This window comes from Pseudomonas sp. B7, from assembly GCF_016735645.1.
Lineage (GTDB): Bacteria > Pseudomonadota > Gammaproteobacteria > Pseudomonadales > Pseudomonadaceae > Aquipseudomonas > Aquipseudomonas glycinae.
The window spans coordinates 182,079-204,346 of record NZ_JAERRE010000004.1 but is presented as its reverse complement, the minus strand read 5'-3'; the positions used below and the strand labels follow the sequence as shown (position 1 = coordinate 204,346).

The following is a 22,268-nucleotide window of genomic DNA, read 5'->3' as shown; positions in this document are numbered from 1 at the left end:
CAAATTGCATGCCAGTGCCCCAGCATGGGTTTTTTGCCCCAAATTCACGCTTCTGAAGGTCGAAAGCGCCTTAAAGGCGAAAATCTCGCCCTTTAATGTAGCGCTCAAATCGAAAAATGACCCGTTTTGGTGCGTGCAAAACCTTCTGCACATTAACTGGTTAAACCTTGAGCAATTTCCGCTATAATCCGCGCCCCCCTTTTTCGGCTGGCCCTGCGCGCGCTGTTTTCATGAAACTAATCGTAAAAGTCTTCCCCGAGATCACCATCAAAAGCCGACCTGTCCGGACGAAATTCATCCGCCAGCTGGCCAAGAACATCCGCACCGTGCTCCGCGACCTGGACCCGGCCGTGGTGGTGAACGGTGTGTGGGACAATCTCGAGCTGGAAACCCGCGTCACCGATCCCAAGGCCCTGAAAGAGATGGGCGAACGCCTGACCTGCATGCCGGGCATCGCGCACTTTCTGCAGATCGACGAGTACCCGCTGGGCGACTTCGACGACATCACCGAGAAGTGCAAGCAGCACTATGGCGATGCGCTGGCCGGGAAGATCTTCTCGGTGCGCTGCAAGCGTGCGGGCAAGCATGCGTTCAGCTCGATGGACGTCGAAAAATACGTCGGCAGCAAGCTGCGCCGTGAGTGCGGCGCTGCCGGAATCGACCTGAAGCAGCCGGAGATCGAAGTCCGCATCGAAGTTCGCGACAAACGGTTGTTCGTGATCCACAGCCAGCACAATGGCATCGGCGGCTATCCGCTCGGTGCGCTGGAACAGACGCTGGTATTGATGTCCGGCGGCTTTGACTCGACGGTAGCCGCGTACCAGATCCTGCGTCGCGGCCTGATGACGCACTTCTGCTTCTTCAATCTGGGCGGTCGTGCCCACGAATTGGGCGTGATGGAAGTCGCGCATTTCATCTGGAAGAAGTACGGCAGCTCGCAACGCGTGCTATTTGTCAGTGTTCCGTTCGAAGAAGTATTGGGCGAAATTCTCGGCAAGGTCGACGACAGTCATATGGGCGTCGTATTGAAGCGTATGATGTTGCGCGCAGCGTCGAGCATTGCCGAACGCCTGCACATCGATGCGCTGGTCACCGGCGAAGCGATTTCCCAGGTGTCGAGCCAGACGTTGCCGAACCTGTCGGTCATCGATTGCGTCACCGACAAGCTGGTGCTGCGACCGCTGATCGTCGCCCACAAGCAGGACATCATCGACACGGCCGACCAGATCGGTACCGGTGATTTCGCCCGGCACATGCCGGAATACTGCGGCGTCATCTCGGTCAACCCGAAGACCGCCGCCAAGCGTGGCCGGGTCGAGCACGAAGAGCAGGAATTCGACATGGCGGTGCTCGAGCGTGCGCTCGCAAACGCCAGACTGGTGCCGATCGATCGGGTGATCGACGAATTGGGCCAGGATTTGCAGATCGAAGAAGTCAGCGAAGCACTGGCCGGTCAGATCGTCATCGACATCCGCCACCCGGATGCCGCCGAGGATGACCCGCTGGAACTCGCCGGCATAGAGGTACAGACGATGCCGTTCTACGCAGTGAACGCTCGTTTCAAGGAACTGGACCCTACTCGCCAGTACCTGCTGTATTGCGACAAAGGCGTGATGAGTCGCCTGCATGCTCACCATTTGCTCAGTGAGGGGCATGCCAATGTGCGCGTTTATCGACCGAGCTAAGTGCCCGGGGCTGTTTGCCTGTGGCCTGCGTCACCGGCCCCCCGACACCGCCGTCAAGCTGTAACGGCCATGCCGGACACTACTGTCAATCGCTGCCAAGACTTGTCAGCAAACCGAATCCTCTGATCGAGATACACAAGTGATCGAAAATCTACGCAACATCGCCATCATTGCCCACGTTGACCATGGTAAGACCACCCTGGTAGACAAACTCCTGCGTCAATCCGGCACCCTGGAGCGCAACGAGCTCAACGACGAGCGCGTGATGGACTCCAACGACCAGGAAAAAGAGCGCGGCATTACCATTCTGGCGAAAAACACCGCCATCAACTGGAACGGCTACCACATCAACATCGTGGACACCCCGGGCCACGCCGACTTCGGCGGCGAAGTCGAGCGCGTAATGTCCATGGTTGACTCCGTGCTGCTGCTGGTCGACGCTCAAGACGGCCCTATGCCGCAAACCCGTTTCGTGACCAAGAAGGCTTTCGAAGCCGGCCTGCGTCCAATCGTGGTCATCAACAAGGTTGACCGTCCGGGCGCGCGTCCTGACTGGGTTCTGGACCAGATCTTCGATCTGTTCGACAACCTGGGCGCTACCGAAGAACAACTGGACTTCCAGGTTGTTTACGCTTCGGCCCTGAACGGCATCGCCGGTCTGGACCACACCGCCATGGGCGAAGACATGACCGCGCTGTACCAGGCGGTAGTCGACCACGTTCCGCCTCCGGCTGTTGACCGTGACGGTCCGTTCCAGATGCAGATCTCCGCTCTGGACTACAACAGCTTCCTGGGTGTTATCGGTGTTGGCCGTATCGCTCGTGGTCGCGTCAAGCCGAACACTCCGGTTGTCGCTATCAGCGCCGACGGCAAGCGCCGCAACGGTCGTATCCTGAAGCTGATGGGTCACCACGGTCTGCACCGCGTTGACGTTGAAGAAGCAGCAGCCGGCGACATCGTCTGCATCAGCGGTTTCGACGAGCTGTTCATCTCCGACACCCTGTGCGACATCAACAACGTCGAGGCGATGAAGCCGCTGACCGTTGACGAGCCAACCGTTTCCATGACCTTCCAGGTAAACGACTCGCCATTCTGCGGTAAAGAAGGCAAGTTCGTGACCTCCCGTAACATCAAGGATCGTCTGGACAAAGAGCTGCTGTACAACGTTGCACTGCGCGTTGAAGAAGGCGACTCGGCTGACAAGTTCAAGGTTTCCGGCCGTGGTGAGCTGCACCTCTCGGTACTGATCGAAACCATGCGTCGCGAAGGCTTCGAGCTGGCCCTGGGCCGTCCTGAAGTGATCATCCGTGAAGTTGACGGCGTGAAGCAGGAACCGTTCGAAAACGTGACCATCGACATCCCTGAAGAATCCCAGGGCAAGGTCATGGAAGAAATGGGTCTGCGTAAAGGCGACCTGAGCAACATGGTGCCGGATGGCAAGGGCCGTGTTCGTCTGGAATACAACATCCCTGCTCGCGGTCTGATCGGTTTCCGTAACCAGTTCCTGACCCTGACCAACGGTGCTGGCATCCTGACCTCGATCTTCGACCGTTACGCTCCAGTGAAGTCGGGCCACATGTCCGGCCGTCAGAACGGCGTTCTGGTTTCGGTTGAAACCGGCAAGGCACTGACCTACTCCCTGGAAACCCTGCAGGCTCGTGGCAAGCTGTTCGTAGAACACGGCCAGGAGATCTACAACGGTCAGATCGTTGGTCAGAACTCCCGCGACAACGACCTGGGTGTGAACCCGACCAAAGGCAAGAAGCTCGACAACATGCGTGCTTCGGGTAAAGACGAAACCATCGCTCTGGTCCCACCTGTTCGCTTCACCCTGGAACAGGCTCTGGAATACATCCAGGAAGACGAGCTGTGCGAAGTGACTCCTAAGTCCATCCGTCTTCGCAAGAAGATCCTGGACGAAAGCGAGCGTACCCGCGCTGCCAAGAAAGCCAAGGCGTAATTTAGCCCAGGCTTAAAAAAACGCCCCCGGTCGAGAGACCGGGGGCGTTTTTGTTTATTCGGGGAAAAGTGCTGAACCTCAAAAGCCCCCTCACCCTAACCCTCTCCCGGAGGGAGAGGGGACCGATTGGGGGATGCTCAAGAAGTACGCCGACCTGATCGGGATTTACCGAATCCATAATCGACTGGTTGTTTCAGGTCGATGTATGACGCAAGACGACCTCGGTCGGCTCCCTCTCCCTCCGGGAGAGGGCTGGGGTGAGGGGGCGAGGTTCGAGGGTTGGAGTGAGGGTCGGCTTTTAGAAGCGTTCGATCGACCGCGAATTCTGTACCCGTTCCACTTCCTTTGGCTTGTACGCGCAGTAACCCGGGCGCGGGCCGATTTTCGGGTGGTTGCGGCAGGTGTCCGGGCGCTTGTCATAAATGGTGCACAGGCGGCTTTTGCGATCCAGGTAGTAGCAATCGTTGTTGCTCATGCGCTGCAGGGTGAAGATCCCCGACTTCTGGTTGAAGCGCTCGACCAGCCCTTCCTTTTGCAGACGCTTGGCGATGTTCTTCGGCGGGTCGCCCAGTTCGAACTCGTCGACCACGCCGATGCGTACCAGGTCCTTGATCTTGACCTCGACCGGCAGCGTGCAGCAGCTGGAAACGCACGAGCCGCACATCGGGGCCGAATATTTGGCCCAGGTATCGAGACGGTCGATCTCGGCGGCGGCGATCAGGTTGGGCTTCATCATCGGTGTTTACCAGGCGTGTGCATCAGGGCGCGCGATCATACCGGGACTGGTGGATTTTTGAACAACCTTTCGCCAGATTTTTTCTTCATGCACTCGCATCGTCCGACAATTCGGCACGGCCCCTGCATTCATTGAGGCATTCGCCAGAGTATTGCCGGTCGATCTCACACTCTCGGTAAAAACTGCCGAACCAGAGCCCTTACCGTCGGTCAGACCGTCTAGGCTCTGACAACTCCCCGCTCGCTCGAGGTCCTATCGATGACTCAAGAACCACTAGTTCGCGAAGCAGAGGTGGCCGCATTCCGCGACGCCGTCCTGACCAAACTCACCTACGCGGTGGGCAAAGACCCGGATCACGCCTTCGACCATGACTGGTTCGAAGCCATCGCCCTGGCGGCGCGCGATCACATGGTCGAGCACTGGATGGACCACACCCGGCAGATTTACCGCAAAGGCCAGAAGCGGGTGTATTACCTCTCGCTGGAATTCCTCATCGGGCGCCTGCTGTACGACAGCCTGAGCAACCTCGGTTTGCTGGACGTCGCCCGTGAAGCCTTGACCGAGCTGGGCGTCGATCTGGAGCGCATCCGCATCCTGGAGCCGGATGCGGCGCTGGGCAACGGTGGCCTCGGACGGTTGGCGGCATGCTTCATGGAAAGCATGTCGACCCTCGGCATCGCCGGCCATGGCTATGGCATTCGTTATGAACACGGGCTGTTCCGTCAGGCCATCGTCGACGGTTGGCAACAGGAGCAGACCGAGCACTGGCTGGATTTCGGCAACCCCTGGGAGTTCGAGCGGCCGGAGGTGGTCTATCCGATCGGCTTTGGCGGCAGCGTCGAGACCGTCACCGACGCCAATGGCAACTCCCGGCAGGTCTGGCACCCGGCGGAAACCGTCCGGGCGATTGCCTACGACACCCCAGTGGTCGGCTGGCGCGGGGCGAGCGTCAATACCTTGCGCCTGTGGCGGGCCCGAGCGATGGAGGACTTGCACCTGGAGCGCTTCAACGCCGGCGACCACCTGGGCGCCGTCGCCGAAGTGGCCCGGGCCGAAAGTATCTCCCGCGTGCTCTACCCGGCGGACAGCACCGAAGCCGGGCAGGAACTGCGCCTGCGTCAGGAATACTTCTTCGTCGCCGCCTCGCTTCAGGACCTGCTGCGCCGTCATCGCAACATGCACACCTCGGTGCTGACCCTCGGCGATCACGCGGCGATCCAGCTCAACGACACCCACCCTTCGATCGCCGTCGCCGAACTGATGCGCCAACTGGTCGATGTCTACGACGTGGCCTGGGACGCGGCGTGGCAAGTGACTGTCGATACGCTGTCGTACACCAACCACACGCTGCTCCCCGAAGCGCTGGAAACCTGGCCGGTGGGGCTGATGGAACGCATGCTGCCGCGGCACATGCAGATCATTTACCTGATCAACGCCCAGCACATCGATTCGCTGCGGGCCAAGGGCATCCACGATTTCGACGTGCTGCGCGCGGTGTCGCTGATCGAGGAAGACAACGGGCGCCGGGTGCGCATGGGCAACCTCGCGTTCCTCGGCTCCCACAGCGTCAACGGCGTGTCCGGGCTGCACACGCAACTGATGCGCAAAACCGTGTTCGCTGAACTGCACAAGCTGTATCCGGAGCGAATCAACAACAAGACCAACGGCATCACCTTCCGCCGCTGGCTGTACCAGGCCAACCCGGAGTTGACCTCGATGCTGGTCGATGCCCTTGGCCCGGACGTTCTGGATAACCCCGAAGAGCGTCTGCTCGATCTTGAACCGTTCGCCGAGAAACCCGCCTTCCGCAAAGCCTTCGCCGAGCAACGGTTGCACAGCAAAAAGGCCCTCGCTTACCTGATCCATGAACGGCTGGGGATCGCGGTCAACCCGGCGGCGATGTTCGACGTGCAGGTCAAACGGATCCACGAATACAAACGCCAGCTGCTCAACCTGATGCACACCGTCGCGCTGTATCAGGCGATCCGTGCCGAGCCGGAAATCGACTGGGTGCCACGGGTGAAAATCTTCGCCGGCAAGGCTGCGGCGAGTTATCACCAGGCCAAGCTGATCATCAAACTGACCAACGACATCGCCCGGGTGGTGAACAACGACCCGACCGTGCGCGGCCTGCTCAAAGTGGTGTTCCTGCCCAACTACAATGTCAGCCTGGCGGAAAGCATCATTCCGGCGGCGGACCTGTCGGAGCAGATCTCCACCGCCGGTTTCGAGGCCTCGGGCACCAGCAACATGAAGTTCGGCCTGAACGGTGCGCTGACGATCGGCACCCTCGACGGCGCCAACGTGGAAATGTGCGAAAACATCGGCGCCGAGCACATGTTCATCTTTGGTCTCAGTGCCCAGCAGGTCGAGGCGCGCAAGCAGAACCACGAGTTCAGCGCGGTGCCGGACATTGCCGCGTCCCATCGCCTCAACGATGTATTGCAGGCGATCCGCAGCGGGGTGTTCTCGCCGGACGACACGTCGCGCTACACCGGGCTGATCGATTCGCTGGTGGATTACGACCGGTTCTTCGTCTGCGCCGATTTCGACTCCTACTGGGAGGCGCAGATGCGTGTCGATGCGCATTGGCACGACGCCAACAACTGGTGGCGTTCGGCGGTGCTGAATACCTCTCGCATGGGTTGGTTCTCGTCCGACCGGACTATCCGCGAGTACGCCACGGATATCTGGAAGGCACTCGAGTAACTTTTAGCGACAAATGTGCGCCCGGCCCCACGATTGTTGGGCCGGGCCGATATACTGAGCCTTGGTTCCGCCCCGCCACGGGGCTGCTCAGGGATATCGACCATGCAATGGATGTTCATGTTGATCGGGCTGCTGCTCGGCTGGCTGCTCGACGAGTCGTTCAGCGATGCGCTGTTGGGCGCCTTGCTCGGGCTCGCCATTGGCCAGGCGATGCGTATCGCGCGGCTCGGTTCACAGGCTGCCGAGCAACAGCGTCAGCTGGATCACGCGAAGATTGCGTTGCAGGGCGTCGAACAGCGTCTGTTTCTGCTGGAAGGCGCTCCGGCGCATTCGCCAGCGTCGCCGAGCGTCGCGCCGGTCAGCGAAACGATCGTTGAACCCGTCACGGTATTTGAACAACCCGCTGCCGCAGAACCCGAGCTGGTCTGGGAACTGCCTCCCGAGCTCGAACCTGTTGCTGTCGCCGCCAGCGCATCCAGCCAGCCGCTGCCGGTCGATGTCTGGCGTCTGGACGCCGTTACGCCCGAGCCTGAACCCCGACAACCCGCCGAACCCCGTGGCCCGAACCTCATCGAGCGCGGCATCAGCGCTGCGCGCAACTGGCTGTTCGGTGGCAACACCGTGCTGCGGGTCGGCGTGGTGTTGTTGTTTTTCGGTCTGGCGTTCCTGCTGCGCTACGCCACCGAAGGCATGGTGGTGCCGATCGAATTGCGTTACGCCGGAGTTGCGGCGGCAGCACTGGGCTTGCTGGCGCTGGGCTGGTGGTTGCGCCATCGCAACAACAGCTACGCCTTGATGCTGCAAGGCACCGGGATCGCAGTGCTGTACCTGACGGTGTTTGCGGCGATGCGTCTGCATCCGCTGCTCGATCCGTCTGCCGCGCTGGGATTGCTGATGGCAGTGACGGTGTTTTCGGCCATTCTGGCCATCACCCAGGATTCCCTCGCTCTAGCCTGCGTCGCCGCACTGGGCGGTTTCGCCGCGCCGATTCTGACCTCCACCGGCGCCGGCAACCACGTCGCGCTATTCAGTTATTTCGCGCTGCTCAACGCCGGCATTCTGGCCATCGCCTGGTTCAAGGCCTGGCGCCTGCTCAACCTGATCGGCTTCGTTGGGACCTTCGGCATCGGTTTCGCCTGGGGCCTGCGTTCGTACACGCCGGAACTGCTGTGGAGCACCGAACCGTTCCTGATTCTGTTCTTCCTGATGTACCTGGCCATCGGCCTGCTGTTCGCCCGACGCAAGTTGCTGGACATGCCGGACGCCCCGGCGGACGACGATCGCGAGGCGCTGCTGCACTGGTCGGCGCGCAAGGGCGATTACGTCGACGGGACGATGCTGTTCGGCCCGCCGCTGGTGGGTTTCGGCCTGCAATTCGCGCTGGTGCAGCATCTGGAATTCGCTGCCGCGTTCAGTGCGCTGGCGCTGGGCATGATCTACATGGCCCTGGCCAAAGTGCTGATGGGCGGCCGGGCGTTGTTGCTGGGTGAGACTTGCCTGGCGCTTGGGGTGATTTTCGCCAGCCTGGCGATTCCGCTGGGGCTGGATGCACGCTGGACATCTGCCGCGTGGGCGGTGGAGGGTGCGGGGATTTTCTGGCTGGGCTTGCGCCAGCAACGGCCGTTGGCCCGGGCTTTCGCATTGCTGTTGCAACTGGGTTCGGCGCTGGCGTTTCTCAGCCAGTTGCGCGTCGGCGAAAGCAGCCTGCTCGACGGAGCGCCTCTGGGCGCATTGATGCTCGGCGCGGCGTTGCTGTTCAGCTTCTATCAATTGCGCAAGGCGTCGCCGGAGCAAACTTCACCTTGGGAGCGTCAGGGTTTGCCGGTGCTGGCGTGCCTGGGGCTGACCTTCCTGTATCTGCTGGCGTCGCTGTTCTTCTTCATTCAGGGCACGGCGATCAGTTGGGCATTGGCCGGGCTGGCGACCTTGTTCGTCGGCTTGCGCCTGCAATCGCGCACGTTCCTGTTCACCGCGTTTGCCGTGCAGTTGCTTGGCGGGGCGTTATTCCTGTTGCGCCTGCAAGGGGCGGGCGAGGATTCGGCGGCCGTTTTCAGCGCCGGCTGGAGCGGTCTGCTCAGCGCCTCGCTGATCGGTCTGGCGCTGATCGCCGGCATGCTGCTGGCGGCGCGTGACGAGATGGTGCGCAGCGATGTGCGGCTGCTGCGCGGTTTGTCGGTGGTGCTGCTGGCGGGGCTGGTACTGATCAATCTGGCGGTGTTGTTCGTGCTGCCGTGGCAAACCGCGAGTGCCGTTTGGGCGGCCAGTGGCTTGCTGATCATCTGGCTCAGTCTGTACCTCAAGCAGCGCGTGAGTTTTGTGTTCGGTCTGCTGTTGCAACTGATCGGCGGCGCGGCGTTTCTGCTCGCCGGTCCCGAGCTGCTCGGGCTGCTGTCCAGCGAGGGGCTGCGACCGCTGGCCCATGGCGGATTCTGGACGCCACTGGTGCTGGGCCTGGCGGCGATGATCGGAGCGTGGCGCCTGCAACTTGGCAATCATGCCTCGGCGTTCGATGTGCTGAGTCTGCAGCGACTTTCGGAAGTGTTGCTGGTGTGGGGCGCCGGTTGGTGGGCGCTGGCGTGGGTCAGCGAAGTGCTGCGGTTTGCGCCGCAGAATCTCCAGGCGACGCTGTTGCTGCTGGTGGCCGCGCTGAGCGTCGCGTTGTGGACGTTGTTGGCCTTGCGTCTGAAATGGCCTTCGCTCGGGTTGCTCTGCACCGTGCTGATTCCGGCGGCCGGACTTGTGTTGCTCGGCGCGTGGCACTCGCGTTATCACCCGGCGGCGGATTTCGGCTGGCTGGTGTGGGCGGCGGTGTTCGTTGTGCATTTCATCAGCCTGCGACGTCTGGCACCGATGCTGCCGGCGCGGGCCTTGAGCACGGCGCATGTGCTCGGTTGCTGGCTGCTGATCGGCGTGCTGGCGCTGGAATTGCGCTACGGCCTGCTGCTGTTGTCCGAGCAATACAACGCCTGGCGCTGGCTGGGCTGGGCGATTCTGCCGAGTTTGTATCTGTTGCTGATGGCCGCACCGCGTCAGTGGCCATGGCCGGTGGCAGCGTTCCCTCGTGAATATCGCCTGTACGCGGCGGCGCCGCTGGCGGTGTTGATGCTGGTCTGGTTCTGGCTGGCCAATGGCGTCAGCGATGGCAATGCCGAACCGTTGCCTTATGTGCCGCTGCTCAACCCGCTGGAGTTGGGTCTGCTGTTTGCGCTGTTCGGTGTTTACGTCTGGTCGCGCAGCGCCGTAGCCGAGCTGTCGATCCGCCAGGATTACGCGGCATACGCTACGCAACTGATTGCCGGCGTTTCGCTGTTCGCGTTCTGCACTGCGCTGGTGACCCGCGCCGCGCACCATTGGGCGGGGATTCCGTTCGAACTCGATCTGCTGCTCGAATCGATGCTGGTGCAGGCCGGTCTGTCCATCGTCTGGACGCTGATGGCGCTGGGTCTGATGATCGGCGGGCACCTGCGTCATCGCCGCGAAGTGTGGCTGATCGGCGCGGCGCTGATTGCGCTGGTGGTGGCCAAACTGATTTTTGTCGAATTGAGCAACCGTGGCGGACTGGCCCGGATCGTCTCGTTCATCGGCGTCGGCGTTTTGTTGCTGGTGGTGGGCTACTTTGCGCCGCTGCCGCCCAAACGCGTTGACGCTGCACCGGCGGCGGACAAACCGGCCCCGGAAACCGAAGGAGTGTCGTCTTGAGTCGCAAGCTTAATTTCGGGTGGCTGTTGCTGGGCGTGGCCATGACGGCCGGCGCCCAGGAAAAACCGGCGGACTTCGCCGCGCAGGTGCCGTTGTCGGTCAGTGGCGCAGGCCCGTGGTATCGCCTCGAACTGCCGCTGAACGTGCAGTTGCAGGCGCGTCAGACTGATCTCAGCGATCTGCGGGTGTTCAACGCCGCCGGAGAACCGCAGGCCTATGCGCTGGCCCGGGAATCGGCGCAGACCCGCGACGATGGCCAATTGCATGAGGTGAAGTGGTTCCCGCTGTACAACTCGGCGGATGCCACCGAACGTGCGCCGAGCGTTCGCGTGCAATCCACCACCACCGGCACGCTGGTGGAAGTGCAGCCGTCCAGTCAACTTGAAGCCGGTGAAGAAGTACTGCGCGGCTGGCTGCTCGACGCCAGTGCGATCAAGGCGCCGTTGCAGCAACTTTTCCTCGACTGGACCAGCGAGCGCGACGGCTTCCAGCGTTTCAGCATCGAGGCCAGCGACGACCTGCAGCACTGGCAAGCCTGGGGCGAAGGCCAGGTCGCGCGCCTGACCTTTGCCGACGAACGGGTCGAGCAGCATGAAGTCGCGCTGCCAGGGCAATCGGCGCGGTATCTGCGTCTGCTTTGGGATTCACCGGCCTCGGCGCCGGTCCTGACGTCAGCGCAACTGAAAAGCAGCGACCCGCGCAACTTGCCGCTGCCATTGGTCTGGTCGCCAGCGTTGGCCGGCAGCAGCGGCAAGCCCGGCGAATACACCTGGCAGTTGCCGATGGGGCTGAACATCGAGCGGGTGCAGGTCGAGCTGAAGCAAGCCAACAGCCTCGCGCCGGTGACACTTTCGGGGCGTCGCGAAAGCAGTCTGCCGTGGCAAGCGATTAGCAGCGGCTTGCTCTATCGCCTGACCCAGAATGGCCAGGACGTGGTGCAGAACGAATTGCAGCTGTACGGGCAGACCGTGCAGCAGTTGAAACTCACGGTCGACGAACGCGGCGGCGGTCTCGGCGAGCAGGCACCGAGCGTGAAATACGCGGTGCGCGCCACTCAGGTGATCTTCCTCGCGCGCGGCGACGGGCCTTACAGCCTGGCGCTGGGCAGTCCGACGGTGAAGACGGCGAACCTGCCGCTGACCACGCTGATCCCCGATTTCAAACCGGAGAAACTGGCCACGCTGGGCAAGGCCACGGTGCAGGGTGAAGCGCTGGCGACTCAGACCTCGACGGCCACCACGGCTGCGACCACCGACACCCACTGGAAGAAGTTCGGCCTGTGGGCGGTGTTGCTGCTCAGTGTGCTGTTTCTGGCGGCGATGGCCTTCAGTCTGCTGCGCAAGCCGCCGGCCAAATCCTGAATATGAAGGGTGTGGCCTCTACACCCGTCGGGTTTCCAACTACGCTGAATCCGGTGCCTGAACTCTCTGGGTTCGATCACGTCTGATAGCAGGAATTGCACCCGACGCACGTTACCGGGCGTCATTGCTCGCTACGGTTTCAGACTCCCTGTAAACTGCGCGGGTTTTTAGCCCCCCATTCCACCGGAGCCGTCCATGTCCCGCGTTACCCTGAGTCGCTATTTGATTGAGCAGACCCGCAGCAACAACACTCCTGCCGATCTGCGTTTCCTGATCGAAGTGGTGGCGCGCGCCTGTAAAGAAATCAGCCACGCCGTGTCCAAAGGCGCCCTGGGCGGTGTTCTGGGCAGCATGGGCACGGAAAACGTGCAAGGCGAAGTGCAGAAGAAGCTCGACGTGCTGTCGAACGAAATCCTGCTCGAAGCCAACGAATGGGGCGGTCACCTGGCCGGCATGGCGTCCGAAGAAATGGACAACGCCTACCAGATCCCGGGCAAATACCCGAAAGGCGCCTACCTGCTGGTATTCGACCCGCTGGACGGTTCGTCGAACATCGACATCAACGCGCCGGTCGGCACCATCTTCTCCGTGCTGCGTTGCCCGAACGAATACCTGAGCCAGAACGAAGCCCTGGATGAAAAGGCCTTCCTGCAGCCGGGCACTCAGCAAGTTGCCGCCGGTTATGCCATCTATGGCCCGCAGACCATGCTGGTGCTGACCCTGGGCCACGGCGTCAAAGGCTTCACCCTGGACCGCGAAATGGGCAGCTTCGTCCTGACCCACGAAGACATCACCATTCCTGAATCCACCCAGGAATTCGCCATCAACATGTCCAACCAGCGTCACTGGGAAGCTCCGGTACAGCGCTACGTTTCGGAACTGCTGGCCGGTGAAGAAGGCCCGCTGAAAAAGAACTACAACATGCGCTGGGTCGCGGCGATGGTTGCCGACGTGCACCGCATCCTGACCCGTGGCGGTCTGTTCATGTACCCGCGCGACAGTCGCGAGCCATCCAAGCCAGGCAAACTGCGCCTGATGTACGAAGCCAACCCGATGTCGTTCCTGGTGGAACAGGCAGGCGGCGCTTCCACCGACGGTCACCAGCGCATTCTCGATATCAAGCCTGAAGGCCTGCACCAGCGCGTAGCGGTGTTCCTCGGCTCGAAAGAAGAAGTCGCCCGCGCCACGGCGTACCACAAGGAATAAACCATGACCGCGCCCTGGCAGCCGTTGCTCGATTGGTGGTTCGGTCATGCCGAATCGGCTACTGAAGTGACGGCGCAACAGGGCGGGTTGTGGTTCGGCAAGAAAGACAGCCAGGATCTCGAAGCGCGTGAGCGTTTCGGGGTCTTTGTCGATCAGGCCCTCGCTGGCGAATTGACCGAGTGGACGCAACGTCCCGAAGGCTGGCTGGCGCTGGTGCTGTTGCTCGACCAACTCCCGCGAATGATCTTTCGCGATACGCCCAAGGCTTTTTCCGGTGATCTACGGGCCCAGAAACTGGTCGCTCAGGGGATTGCTGCAGACTTCGATCGGCAGTTGAAGCCGATCCAGCGCCTCTTCATCTACCTCGTCTTCGAACACTGCGAAAACCTCGCGGTGCAGAATGAAGCGGTCTCGCGATTCATCGAGCTGGTGGCTGAACAGCCGGAGGCGGAGCGCGGGGTGTTTGCCGACAACCTGGATTATGCCGAGCGGCATCAGAAGGTGATTGCGCGGTTTGGACGGTTTCCGCATCGCAATGCGGTGTTGGGGCGGGAGTCTACGGTTGAGGAATTGGAGTTTTTGAAAGAGCCGGGTTCGCGGTTTTAGGGCGATTTTCGGCAACCTCAAAAAGCGGCCCTCACCCTAACCCTCTCCCAGAGGGAGAGGGGACTGACCGAGGTGTTTGGTCGTGATACATCGACCTGAAGGTCCAGAGTCGAACGCCGGATTTGAAAGGCATGGAGATCGGCTCCCTTTCCCCCTCGCCCCCTTGGGGGAGAGGGTTGGGGTGAGGGGGTTGCTCTTGATCTTCAGATTCTGAAACTACCCACCAACTGCTTGAGTCGCGCAGCCTGCTGCTCCAGATCCGCACAAGCCCGCAACGTTGCCTGCAAGTTCTCCACGCCTTCCTGGTTCAGCGTATTGATCTCGTTGATATCCACGTTGATCGACTCGACCACCGCCGTCTGCTCTTCCGTCGCGGTGGCCACCGACTGGTTCATGCCGTCGATCTCGCCGATGCGCTGGGTCACGCTACCCAGGCGTTCGCCGGCCTGGTTGGCGATGCCGACGCTGCTTTCGCTCTCACGCTGGCTCTCGGTCATGATGCCGACCGCCTGACGCGCGCCGACTTGCAGCTCTTCAATCATCTTCTGCACTTGCTGCGCCGAATCCTGGGTGCGGTGTGCCAGGTTGCGGACTTCGTCGGCCACCACGGCGAAACCACGACCGGCTTCACCGGCACGGGCCGCTTCGATGGCGGCGTTGAGCGCCAGCAGGTTGGTCTGCTGGGAGATGCTGGTGATCACTTCCAGAATCTGCCCGATGTTCACGGTGTTGCTGTTCAGGGTTTCGATGTTGCCGCAGGAGTCGCTGATCTTCGCCGACAGTTGCTGCATCGCGTGGATAGTCTTGTCCACCACCTGCTGGCCGTCTTCGGCCAGGCTGCGCGCATCGCTTGAGTGTTGCGAGGCGAGGGCGGCGTTCTGGGCGATTTCCTGGGCGGCAGCGCCGAGCTGGTTGATCGCGGCGGCCACGCTATTGGTGCGCGAGGCCTGCTGGTCGGAGTTGAACATCGACGAGTTCGACGCCGCGACCACGCGCAGCGCGACTTCGTTGACTTGCCCGGTGGCCGAGGAGACTTCGCGGATCGAGGTGTGGATGCGCTCGACGAAACGGTTGAACGACAGCCCCAGCGCACCGAATTCATCGTGGCCGTGGATGGTCAGGCGTTTGGTCAGGTCACCTTCGCCTTCGGCGATGTCGTGCATGGCGCGGCCCATGGTCAGCAGCGGCTGCATCAGCACGCGGATCAGCATGCCGAGCAGGGCGATGATGATCACCACGGCGATGACCATCGCGATCAGCGCCGAGGTGCGGAACTCGCTGAGCATCGAGAACGCGGTGTCCTTGTCCAGCACCAGCGCCACGTACCAGTCGGCCGACGGCACGCCGTTGACGCGGGTGAAGGAGATCAGTTGGGTCTTGCCGTCGAACTCGACTTCTTTCAGGCCCGGGCTGACGTTCGGCGCGCCGTTGGGATAGGCCTCGGCCAGGGTCTTGAGTACCAGCTTGCTGTCCGGGTGGATCAGGATCTTGCCGTCGGCGCTGACGATGAACGCATGGCCGTGGCCGCCGAAGTTCAGTGAGTTGATGATTGCGCTGACGCTGGACAGATCAATGTCGGCACCGGCCACACCAATCATCTGGCCCTGGCGCTGTACCGGCGTGGCGACGGTGATCACCAGTTTGCCCGACGAGGCGGCGATGTACGGTTCGGTGACGATGGTCTGTTGCGCAGCGTTGGCGGCCTTGTACCAGCCACGGGCGCGCGGGTCGTAATCCGGTGCGCGGTTGCCGGCCGGGACCGAGAACATCACGCCGTCGGCGCCGCCGAAGTAGCTGAGCTGGAAATTGCCGGTGTAGGCGGGCAGGTCGATGATGCGTTTCAGGCTGGCCGGGGCGTTGCCGTCGGCGACAACCTGCTGCGCCATCGATTGCAGCAACTGGATGCGGCTTTCCAGCCAGGTCTGGATGTTGCTGGTGGTCAGGCTGCCCAGTTCCTGCATCGATGCTTCGGTGCTACTTTGCAGGGCTTCGCGCTGGCGATAGTCGTTGAACAAAATGAAACAGGCGAATGCAACGGCCACCACGAGGGCGGCAGCCAACAAGATCTTGTGGCTGAATTTCATGTTTCTGGTCATTAAGAGAGCTACCGCGAAGGGGCTGGTCAAGAAAGGGCGGCAATTTGCCACACTCTGGGGCTTTGCGCTGCTGTTATTTCGACCGCCACGCGCCAAAGATTAGGCGCCTTTTGCTAAAAGCGACGAAATGCTCGATAGCCTTACAAACTGTCTGATTTACCGGCAAAAGCCGGACGAGCGGGTTAACAAATAGCCAGCCTCCCAGGGAACCAGACAGGGGTTTTCTCTTCTAAGCTTCTGGTTGGCGCCATGCCATCCCCCTTCCGTTCCAGGAGTTACACCATGTCGCTGCGATCTATCGCCCTTCTGTCGTTTTGCGTGCTGTTGGCCGCATGCAGCAAGGTCAATCAGGAAAACTATTCGAAGCTCTCGGCCGGCATGGCCAAGGCCGAAGTGGAGACGCTGCTTGGCAAGCCCACCGATTGCTCGGGCGCGCTCGGCATGTCCAGTTGCACCTGGGGCGACAAGAACAGCTTTATCAGCGTGCAGTACGCCGGTGACAAAGTGCTGATGTTTTCCGGCCAAGGCCTGAAGTAAACCGGGGCTTCGCGCCCACGGGAGAAAAACAATGAAGCGGTTATTGCTTGTCCTTTTGGCCGGCCTGGTATTGGTCGGCTGCGCCACGTCCGGTGAAGATCCGCTGGCGCCGAAGACGGTCAACAGTGTCAATCTCAAGCGTTACCAGGGCACCTGGTACGAACTGGCGCGTCTGCCGATGTACTTCCAGCGCAATTGCGCGCAGTCCGAAGCCCGTTACTCGCTCAAGCCCGACGGCAATGTGGCGGTGTACAACCGCTGCCTGACGGCGGACTGGACGTGGGAAGAAGTCAAAGGCACGGCTTATCCACAGGTGCCGGGCAAGACCGACAAGCTGTGGGTCGAATTCGATACCTGGTTCTCGCGCCTGATTCCGGGTGTGGCGAAGGGTCAATACTGGGTGCTGTACGTCAGCGATGACTACAAGACCGCCCTCGTCGGTGACCCGAGTCGTCGCTACCTGTGGCTGTTGTCCCGCACGCCGACCGTCAACGGTGTGGTGCGTGAGGAGCTGTTGAGCAAGGCGCGTCAGCAGGGTTATGACACCACGCGCCTGATCTGGCGTACGTCGGATCAACAAATGGCCAAGACGTCCAACTGACTTCTCCTGTTCTGATCGTTCCCACGCTCCGCGTGGGAATGCCTCAATGGACGCTCTGCGTCTGCTTTTGGGACGCGGAGCGTTCCGGGCTGCATTCCCACGCAGAGCGTGGGAACGATCAGTAACAGAAGTTTGTGTCAGCCCAAAAGCTCTCGCAGGACCTGGGTAAAGGCGCGATTGCTGTCCTCCTCCCCGGCATGTCGCCCCTCGCGCACGACCCACTGACCGTTGACCAGCACATCGCGCACCTGACGGTCGCCACCGGCAAACAGCCAGCGATTGAGAATCCCGTCACCGCTGGCCGTGGCCAGATACGGATCGTTGCCATCGAGTACGATCCAGTCGGCACGCTTGCCGACTTCCAGCGCACCGATCGGCTGGCCCAGTGCCTGAGCGCCACCGTCCAGTGCCGCGTCATACAGCGTACGGCCGACCATCGGCTGATCCGCGCCATACAAGCGATTGCGCCGCTGATCGCGCAGACGCTGGCCGTATTCCAGCCAGCGCAGTTCTTCCACCACACTCAACGACACATGGCTGTCGGAGCCGATGCCCATCCGCCCGCCCTGAGCGAGGAAATCCACCGCCGGGAAAATCCCGTCGCCGAGGTTGGCCTCTGTGGTCAGGCACAGGCCGGCGATGGCGCGACTCTTGGCCATCAGCGTGACTTCTTCCGGATTGGCGTGGGTCGCGTGCACCAGGCACCAGCGCTGATCGACCTCGGTGTTTTCGTACAACCATTGCAGCGGACGGCGACCGCTCCAGCTCAGGCAGTCGTCGACTTCCTTCTGCTGCTCGGCGATGTGGATGTGCACCGGGCATTGCTGGTCGCTGGCCGCCAGTACTTCGCTGATCTGCTGTGGCGTGACCGCGCGCAACGAGTGAAAGCACAGGCCCAGCGACTGCGCCTTTTGCTGTGCCAGCAGCGGTTGCAGGCGCGATTGCAGCTTCAGGTAGTTTTCGGTGCTGTTGATGAAACGGCGCTGGCCTTCGTTCGGCGTCTGGCCACCGAAACCGCTGTGGCTGTAGAGCACGGGCAGCAAGGTCAGACCGATGCCGACGGAACTGGCCGCCTGGCTGATGCGCAATGCCAGTTCCGCCGGGTCGGCGTAAGGCTGGCCGTTGTTATCGTGGTGGACGTAATGGAATTCGGCGACCGAGGTATAACCGGCCTTGAGCATTTCGATGTACAGCTGACGGGCAATCACACCGAGCTGATCGGGGCTGATTTTTCCGACGAGCCGATACATCAGATCGCGCCAGGTCCAGAAACTGTCGTTGGGATTGCCGGCCACTTCCGCCAGTCCCGCCATCGCTCGCTGGAACGCGTGGGAGTGCAGATTCGGCATCCCCGGCAGCAGCGGACCGCTCAGCCGTTCGGCGCCGTCTGCAGTGGAATCGGCCTGGATTCGGGTCAACACGCCATCGGCGCTGACCTCGAGACGTACATTGTTGGCCCATCCGTTAGGCAGCAGCGCGCGTTCGGCAAAGAAGGCGGACATGGTTCAGCACCCCATCGTGTGTTATTTGTATATACATATACAGACGTTTGCCTGCCCGGTAAACTCCGGCAAGCTAGCAACTTTCATCCAATGAACAGGGATCCACCGTGCCGACTCCGCCTCCAGTCTCCCCGTTGGCCGCGAACATGGGCGACAGTCCGGCGCCCTTGTACGCCCGCGTCAAACAGATGATCACCCAGCAGATCGACAGCGGTAACTGGCCGCCGCATTACCGCGTGCCGTCGGAAAGCGAGCTGGTCAGCCAGCTGGGTTTCAGCCGCATGACCATCAACCGCGCGTTGCGGGAAATGACCGCCGACGGTCTGCTGGTGCGTATGCAAGGCGTCGGCACTTTCGTTGCTGAGCCGAAGAGCCAGTCCGCGCTGTTCGAAGTGCACAACATCGCCGACGAAATCGCCTCCCGTGGCCATCGCCACACTTGCCAGGTGATCACCCTGGAAGAAGAGGCTGCCGGTTCCGAGCGCGCGCTGGCGCTGGACATGCGCGAAGGGCAGAAGGTCTTTCACTCGCTGATCGTGCACTACGAAAACGATGTTCCGGTGCAAATCGAAGACCGTTTCGTCAATGCGCTGGTCGCCCCGGAATACCTCAAGCAGGACTTCACCCTGCAAACGCCTTACGCCTATCTGAACCAGGTCGCGCCGCTGACCGAAGGCGAGCACGTGGTCGAAGCGATCCTTGCCGAAGCGTCCGAATGCAAATTGCTGCAGATCGAAAAAGGCGAGCCTTGCCTTTTGATCCGTCGTCGTACCTGGTCGGGTCGTCAGCCGGTGACGGCGGCGCGCCTGATCCACCCCGGTTCCCGTCATCGTCTGGAAGGTCGGTTTCATAAATGAGTGAAGTGAAGGTTTTACGCGCTGAGGGCTACCCGCGCATGCCGTGGAAAAACGGCGGCGGCAGCACCGAGGAAATCACCCGTGACGCCGGCGCCGGCCTCGACGGTTTTGGCTGGCGTCTGTCGATTGCCGACATCGCCGAATCCGGCGGTTTTTCGACCTTCGCCGGTTACCAGCGGGTGATCACGGTGTTGCAGGGCGACGGCATGACCCTGTGTGTCGACGGCGACGATACCCGGCCACTGTTACCCCTCGACCCGTTTGCCTTCAGCGGCGAAAGCCAGGTGTCCTGCACCTTGCTCGGCGGCGCGATCCGCGATTTCAACCTGATCTACTCGCCCCAGCGTTACCGTGCGCGCCTGCAATGGCTGGACGGCGACCAGCGGTTTTTCAGTTCGGCGAGCACCGTGCTGGTCTTCAGCGTCAGCGAACTGCTGGAGGTCACGGTCGGTGACAGTGCATCGCAACTCGGCCGCCATGACTGTCTGCAACTGGACGGTAACACCGGGCTGACCGAGATCGCCGTCAATGCCGGCTGCTGCGTGATCGAACTGTCCCCGCACTGATTCCTTCACACGCTCTGCGTGGGAAACGATCAAAAACCGCTGCTTTGAAAGCAGCGGTTTTTTTTCGTCCCGACGTTCCCGAAATGCGCACCAACTTGTTACCGAACGCCCCAGCGTGGCGCAAAACCGCGCTTCCGTAACAACCTCTCGCCACCCTCAATTCACCCCACGGAAAATTTCATGAACGCCAGAGCCCTTGATTCAGGCGCTCTGCAGCCCTGTTCGGAATTTTTATTGAACAGCCCTCCAACAAGTTGGCCGCTTGATTGCATATGCTTGTATGTACAAGTAAAGACGTATGCGTATGAGTCGAACGAGACTCTCCGCAGCGTCCACTGATTCGCTTGTCGCGCACTGAGGCGCACAGGCTGCTTGCCCACTGCCAGGGTTGGTTTGAATTGATCGCTGAGGAGTCTTTTTCGTGACTGACAACAACCGCACTAAATTCCGTGACGTCGAAATCCGCGCCGCCCGCGGCAACAAGCTGACCGCCAAGAGCTGGCTGACCGAAGCGCCGCTGCGCATGCTGATGAACAACCTCGACCCGGAAGTCGCCGAGAACCCGAAAGAGCTGGTGGTCTATGGTGGCATCGGCCGCGCGGCGCGTAACTGGGAGTGCTACGACAAGATCGTCGAGAGCCTGACCAACCTCAACGAAGACGAAACCCTGCTGGTGCAATCGGGCAAGCCGGTCGGCGTGTTCAAGACCCACAGCAACGCCCCGCGCGTACTGATCGCCAACTCCAACCTGGTGCCGCACTGGGCGACCTGGGAACACTTCAACGAACTCGACGCCAAAGGCCTGGCCATGTACGGCCAGATGACCGCCGGCAGCTGGATCTACATCGGCAGCCAGGGCATCGTCCAGGGCACCTACGAAACCTTCGTTGAAGCCGGTCGCCAGCACTACAACGACAACCTCACCGGCAAATGGGTACTGACCGCCGGCCTCGGCGGCATGGGCGGCGCCCAGCCACTGGCCGCGACCCTCGCCGGTGCCTGCTCGCTGAACATCGAATGCCAGCAGATCAGCATCGATTTCCGCCTCAAGACCCGCTACGTCGACGAGCAGGCCAAGGACCTTGACGACGCGCTGGCCCGCATCGCCAAATACACCTCCGAAGGCAAGGCGGTTTCCATCGCCCTGTGCGGCAACGCCGCTGAAATCCTCCCGGAGCTGGTCAAGCGCGGCGTGCGCCCGGACATGGTCACCGACCAGACCAGCGCCCATGACCCGCTCAACGGTTATCTGCCGGCCGGCTGGACCTGGGACGAATACCGCGCCCGCGCCAAGACCGAGCCAGCCGCTGTGGTCAAGGCCGCCAAGCAATCGATGGCCGTGCACGTCAAAGCCATGCTCGACTTCCAGAAGATGGGCGTGCCGACCTTCGACTACGGCAACAACATCCGTCAGATGGCTCAGGAAGAAGGCGTCGAAAACGCATTCGATTTCCCGGGCTTCGTACCGGCCTACATCCGTCCGCTGTTCTGCCGTGGCATCGGCCCGTTCCGCTGGGCTGCACTGTCGGGTGATCCGCAGGACATCTACAAGACCGACGCCAAAGTCAAAGAACTGATCCCGGACGACGCCCACCTGCACAACTGGCTGGACATGGCCCGCGAGCGCATCAGCTTCCAGGGTCTGCCGGCGCGTATCTGCTGGGTCGGCCTGGGCCTGCGCGCCAAGCTCGGTCTGGCGTTCAACGAAATGGTCCGCAGCGGCGAGCTGTCGGCTCCGATCGTGATCGGTCGCGACCACCTCGACTCCGGCTCCGTATCCAGCCCGAACCGTGAAACCGAATCCATGCAGGACGGCTCCGACGCAGTCTCCGACTGGCCGCTGCTGAATGCCCTGCTGAACACCGCGAGCGGTGCGACCTGGGTGTCTCTGCACCACGGCGGCGGCGTCGGCATGGGCTTCTCCCAGCACTCGGGCATGGTGATTGTCTGCGACGGTACCGACGAAGCGGCCGAGCGTATCGCTCGCGTGCTGCACAACGACCCGGGCACCGGTGTCATGCGTCACGCCGATGCCGGTTACCAGATCGCCATCGACTGCGCCAAGGAACAAGGGCTGAACCTGCCGATGATCACCGGCAAGTGAACATCTGCGGGAGCGGGCACCCTCGCTCCCGCAGGGCCACAAC

General features: G+C 61.6%; 15 protein-coding genes. 12 read left to right on the top strand and 3 right to left on the bottom strand.

The annotated features are described in order from the left end of the window. The first annotated feature begins 230 nt into the window (after positions 1-230). Complete coding sequence (gene thiI / locus JKA62_RS11845) at positions 231-1,685, top strand: tRNA uracil 4-sulfurtransferase ThiI (RefSeq protein ID WP_011332034.1); 1,455 nt, start codon at positions 231-233, stop codon at positions 1,683-1,685. A gap of 139 nt (positions 1,686-1,824) precedes the next feature. After that, the gene (gene typA / locus JKA62_RS11840) at positions 1,825-3,645 is read left to right on the top strand and encodes a translational GTPase TypA (protein ID WP_007952502.1); all 1,821 of its coding nucleotides are present in this window, start codon (positions 1,825-1,827) and stop codon (positions 3,643-3,645) included. 298 nt (positions 3,646-3,943) lie between these two features. Here the strand turns inward: typA and JKA62_RS11835 are convergent, their stop codons facing one another. After that, positions 3,944-4,381 carry a YkgJ family cysteine cluster protein gene (locus JKA62_RS11835; protein ID WP_007952500.1) on the bottom strand — a complete coding sequence of 146 codons (438 nt, stop codon included), beginning with the start codon at positions 4,379-4,381 and terminating at the stop codon, positions 3,944-3,946. Between the two features lie 258 nt (positions 4,382-4,639). Here JKA62_RS11835 and JKA62_RS11830 point away from each other — a divergent pair, with 258 nt between their 5' ends. The 5 genes from JKA62_RS11830 to JKA62_RS11810 all read left to right on the top strand — a co-directional run bounded on the left by JKA62_RS11830 (position 4,640) and on the right by JKA62_RS11810 (position 13,962). Then, entirely contained in the window at positions 4,640-7,090 is a 2,451-nt protein-coding gene (locus JKA62_RS11830; RefSeq protein WP_011332035.1) for a glycogen/starch/alpha-glucan phosphorylase, read from the top strand. 102 nt (positions 7,091-7,192) lie between these two features. After that, a complete protein-coding gene (locus JKA62_RS11825; protein WP_201817883.1) occupies positions 7,193-10,789 on the top strand; it encodes a DUF2339 domain-containing protein in 3,597 nt (1,198 codons plus the stop codon). Then, the gene (locus tag JKA62_RS11820) at positions 10,786-12,150 is read left to right on the top strand and encodes a DUF3999 domain-containing protein (protein ID WP_201817881.1); all 1,365 of its coding nucleotides are present in this window, start codon (positions 10,786-10,788) and stop codon (positions 12,148-12,150) included. Before JKA62_RS11825 ends, JKA62_RS11820 begins: the two co-directional genes overlap by 4 nt. A 195-nt stretch (positions 12,151-12,345) precedes the next feature. Then, positions 12,346-13,356, top strand: a complete 1,011-nt coding sequence (locus tag JKA62_RS11815) for a class 1 fructose-bisphosphatase (RefSeq protein ID WP_007952492.1) — start codon at positions 12,346-12,348, stop codon at positions 13,354-13,356. A gap of 3 nt (positions 13,357-13,359) precedes the next feature. After that, positions 13,360-13,962, top strand: a complete 603-nt coding sequence (locus tag JKA62_RS11810) for a DUF924 family protein (RefSeq protein ID WP_201817878.1) — start codon at positions 13,360-13,362, stop codon at positions 13,960-13,962. Between the two features lie 203 nt (positions 13,963-14,165). Here the strand turns inward: JKA62_RS11810 and JKA62_RS11805 are convergent, their stop codons facing one another. Next, the gene (locus tag JKA62_RS11805; protein ID WP_201817876.1) at positions 14,166-16,058 is read right to left on the bottom strand and encodes a methyl-accepting chemotaxis protein; all 1,893 of its coding nucleotides are present in this window, start codon (positions 16,056-16,058) and stop codon (positions 14,166-14,168) included. Between the two features lie 282 nt (positions 16,059-16,340). Between JKA62_RS11805 and JKA62_RS11800 the strand changes: the two genes are divergently transcribed. Both JKA62_RS11800 and JKA62_RS11795 read left to right on the top strand, forming a co-directional pair. Continuing rightward, positions 16,341-16,595 (top strand): hypothetical protein, encoded by a 255-nt coding sequence (locus JKA62_RS11800; protein ID WP_007952486.1) that lies wholly within the window; start codon positions 16,341-16,343, stop codon positions 16,593-16,595. A 31-nt stretch (positions 16,596-16,626) separates the two neighbouring features. Then, positions 16,627-17,196: a lipocalin family protein gene (locus JKA62_RS11795; RefSeq protein WP_108559160.1), complete on the top strand. Its 570-nt coding sequence runs from the start codon at positions 16,627-16,629 to the stop codon at positions 17,194-17,196. 137 nt (positions 17,197-17,333) lie between these two features. On the opposite strand, the gene JKA62_RS11790 is transcribed toward JKA62_RS11795, so the two are convergent. After that, positions 17,334-18,698 (bottom strand): formimidoylglutamate deiminase, encoded by a 1,365-nt coding sequence (locus tag JKA62_RS11790; RefSeq protein WP_011332041.1) that lies wholly within the window; start codon positions 18,696-18,698, stop codon positions 17,334-17,336. A 146-nt stretch (positions 18,699-18,844) separates the two neighbouring features. Between JKA62_RS11790 and hutC the strand changes: the two genes are divergently transcribed. The 3 genes from hutC (at position 18,845) to hutU (ending at position 22,225) form a co-directional block, all read left to right on the top strand. Continuing rightward, positions 18,845-19,555 (top strand): histidine utilization repressor, encoded by a 711-nt coding sequence (hutC, locus tag JKA62_RS11785; protein WP_170928949.1) that lies wholly within the window; start codon positions 18,845-18,847, stop codon positions 19,553-19,555. Continuing rightward, the gene (locus JKA62_RS11780) at positions 19,552-20,121 is read left to right on the top strand and encodes a HutD/Ves family protein (protein ID WP_011332043.1); all 570 of its coding nucleotides are present in this window, start codon (positions 19,552-19,554) and stop codon (positions 20,119-20,121) included. The genes hutC and JKA62_RS11780 overlap by 4 nt, the downstream gene beginning before the upstream one ends. A gap of 421 nt (positions 20,122-20,542) precedes the next feature. Then, a complete protein-coding gene (gene hutU / locus JKA62_RS11775; RefSeq protein ID WP_064382814.1) occupies positions 20,543-22,225 on the top strand; it encodes a urocanate hydratase in 1,683 nt (560 codons plus the stop codon). The last annotated feature ends 43 nt before the right edge of the window (positions 22,226-22,268 follow it).

Excerpts from the sequence above, each read along its gene's own strand:
- thiI (WP_011332034.1), top strand. The coding sequence starts at position 231 with ATGAAACTAATCGTAAAAGTCTTCCCCGAGATCACCATCAAAAGCCGA.
- JKA62_RS11835 (WP_007952500.1), bottom strand. The coding sequence starts at position 4,381 with ATGATGAAGCCCAACCTGATCGCCGCCGCCGAGATCGACCGTCTCGAT.
- JKA62_RS11830 (WP_011332035.1), top strand. The coding sequence starts at position 4,640 with ATGACTCAAGAACCACTAGTTCGCGAAGCAGAGGTGGCCGCATTCCGC.
- JKA62_RS11825 (WP_201817883.1), top strand. The coding sequence starts at position 7,193 with ATGCAATGGATGTTCATGTTGATCGGGCTGCTGCTCGGCTGGCTGCTC.
- JKA62_RS11815 (WP_007952492.1), top strand. The coding sequence starts at position 12,346 with ATGTCCCGCGTTACCCTGAGTCGCTATTTGATTGAGCAGACCCGCAGC.
- JKA62_RS11810 (WP_201817878.1), top strand. The coding sequence starts at position 13,360 with ATGACCGCGCCCTGGCAGCCGTTGCTCGATTGGTGGTTCGGTCATGCC.
- JKA62_RS11805 (WP_201817876.1), bottom strand. The coding sequence starts at position 16,058 with ATGACCAGAAACATGAAATTCAGCCACAAGATCTTGTTGGCTGCCGCC.
- JKA62_RS11800 (WP_007952486.1), top strand. The coding sequence starts at position 16,341 with ATGTCGCTGCGATCTATCGCCCTTCTGTCGTTTTGCGTGCTGTTGGCC.
- JKA62_RS11795 (WP_108559160.1), top strand. The coding sequence starts at position 16,627 with ATGAAGCGGTTATTGCTTGTCCTTTTGGCCGGCCTGGTATTGGTCGGC.
- JKA62_RS11790 (WP_011332041.1), bottom strand. The coding sequence starts at position 18,698 with ATGTCCGCCTTCTTTGCCGAACGCGCGCTGCTGCCTAACGGATGGGCC.
- hutC (WP_170928949.1), top strand. The coding sequence starts at position 18,845 with ATGGGCGACAGTCCGGCGCCCTTGTACGCCCGCGTCAAACAGATGATC.
- JKA62_RS11780 (WP_011332043.1), top strand. The coding sequence starts at position 19,552 with ATGAGTGAAGTGAAGGTTTTACGCGCTGAGGGCTACCCGCGCATGCCG.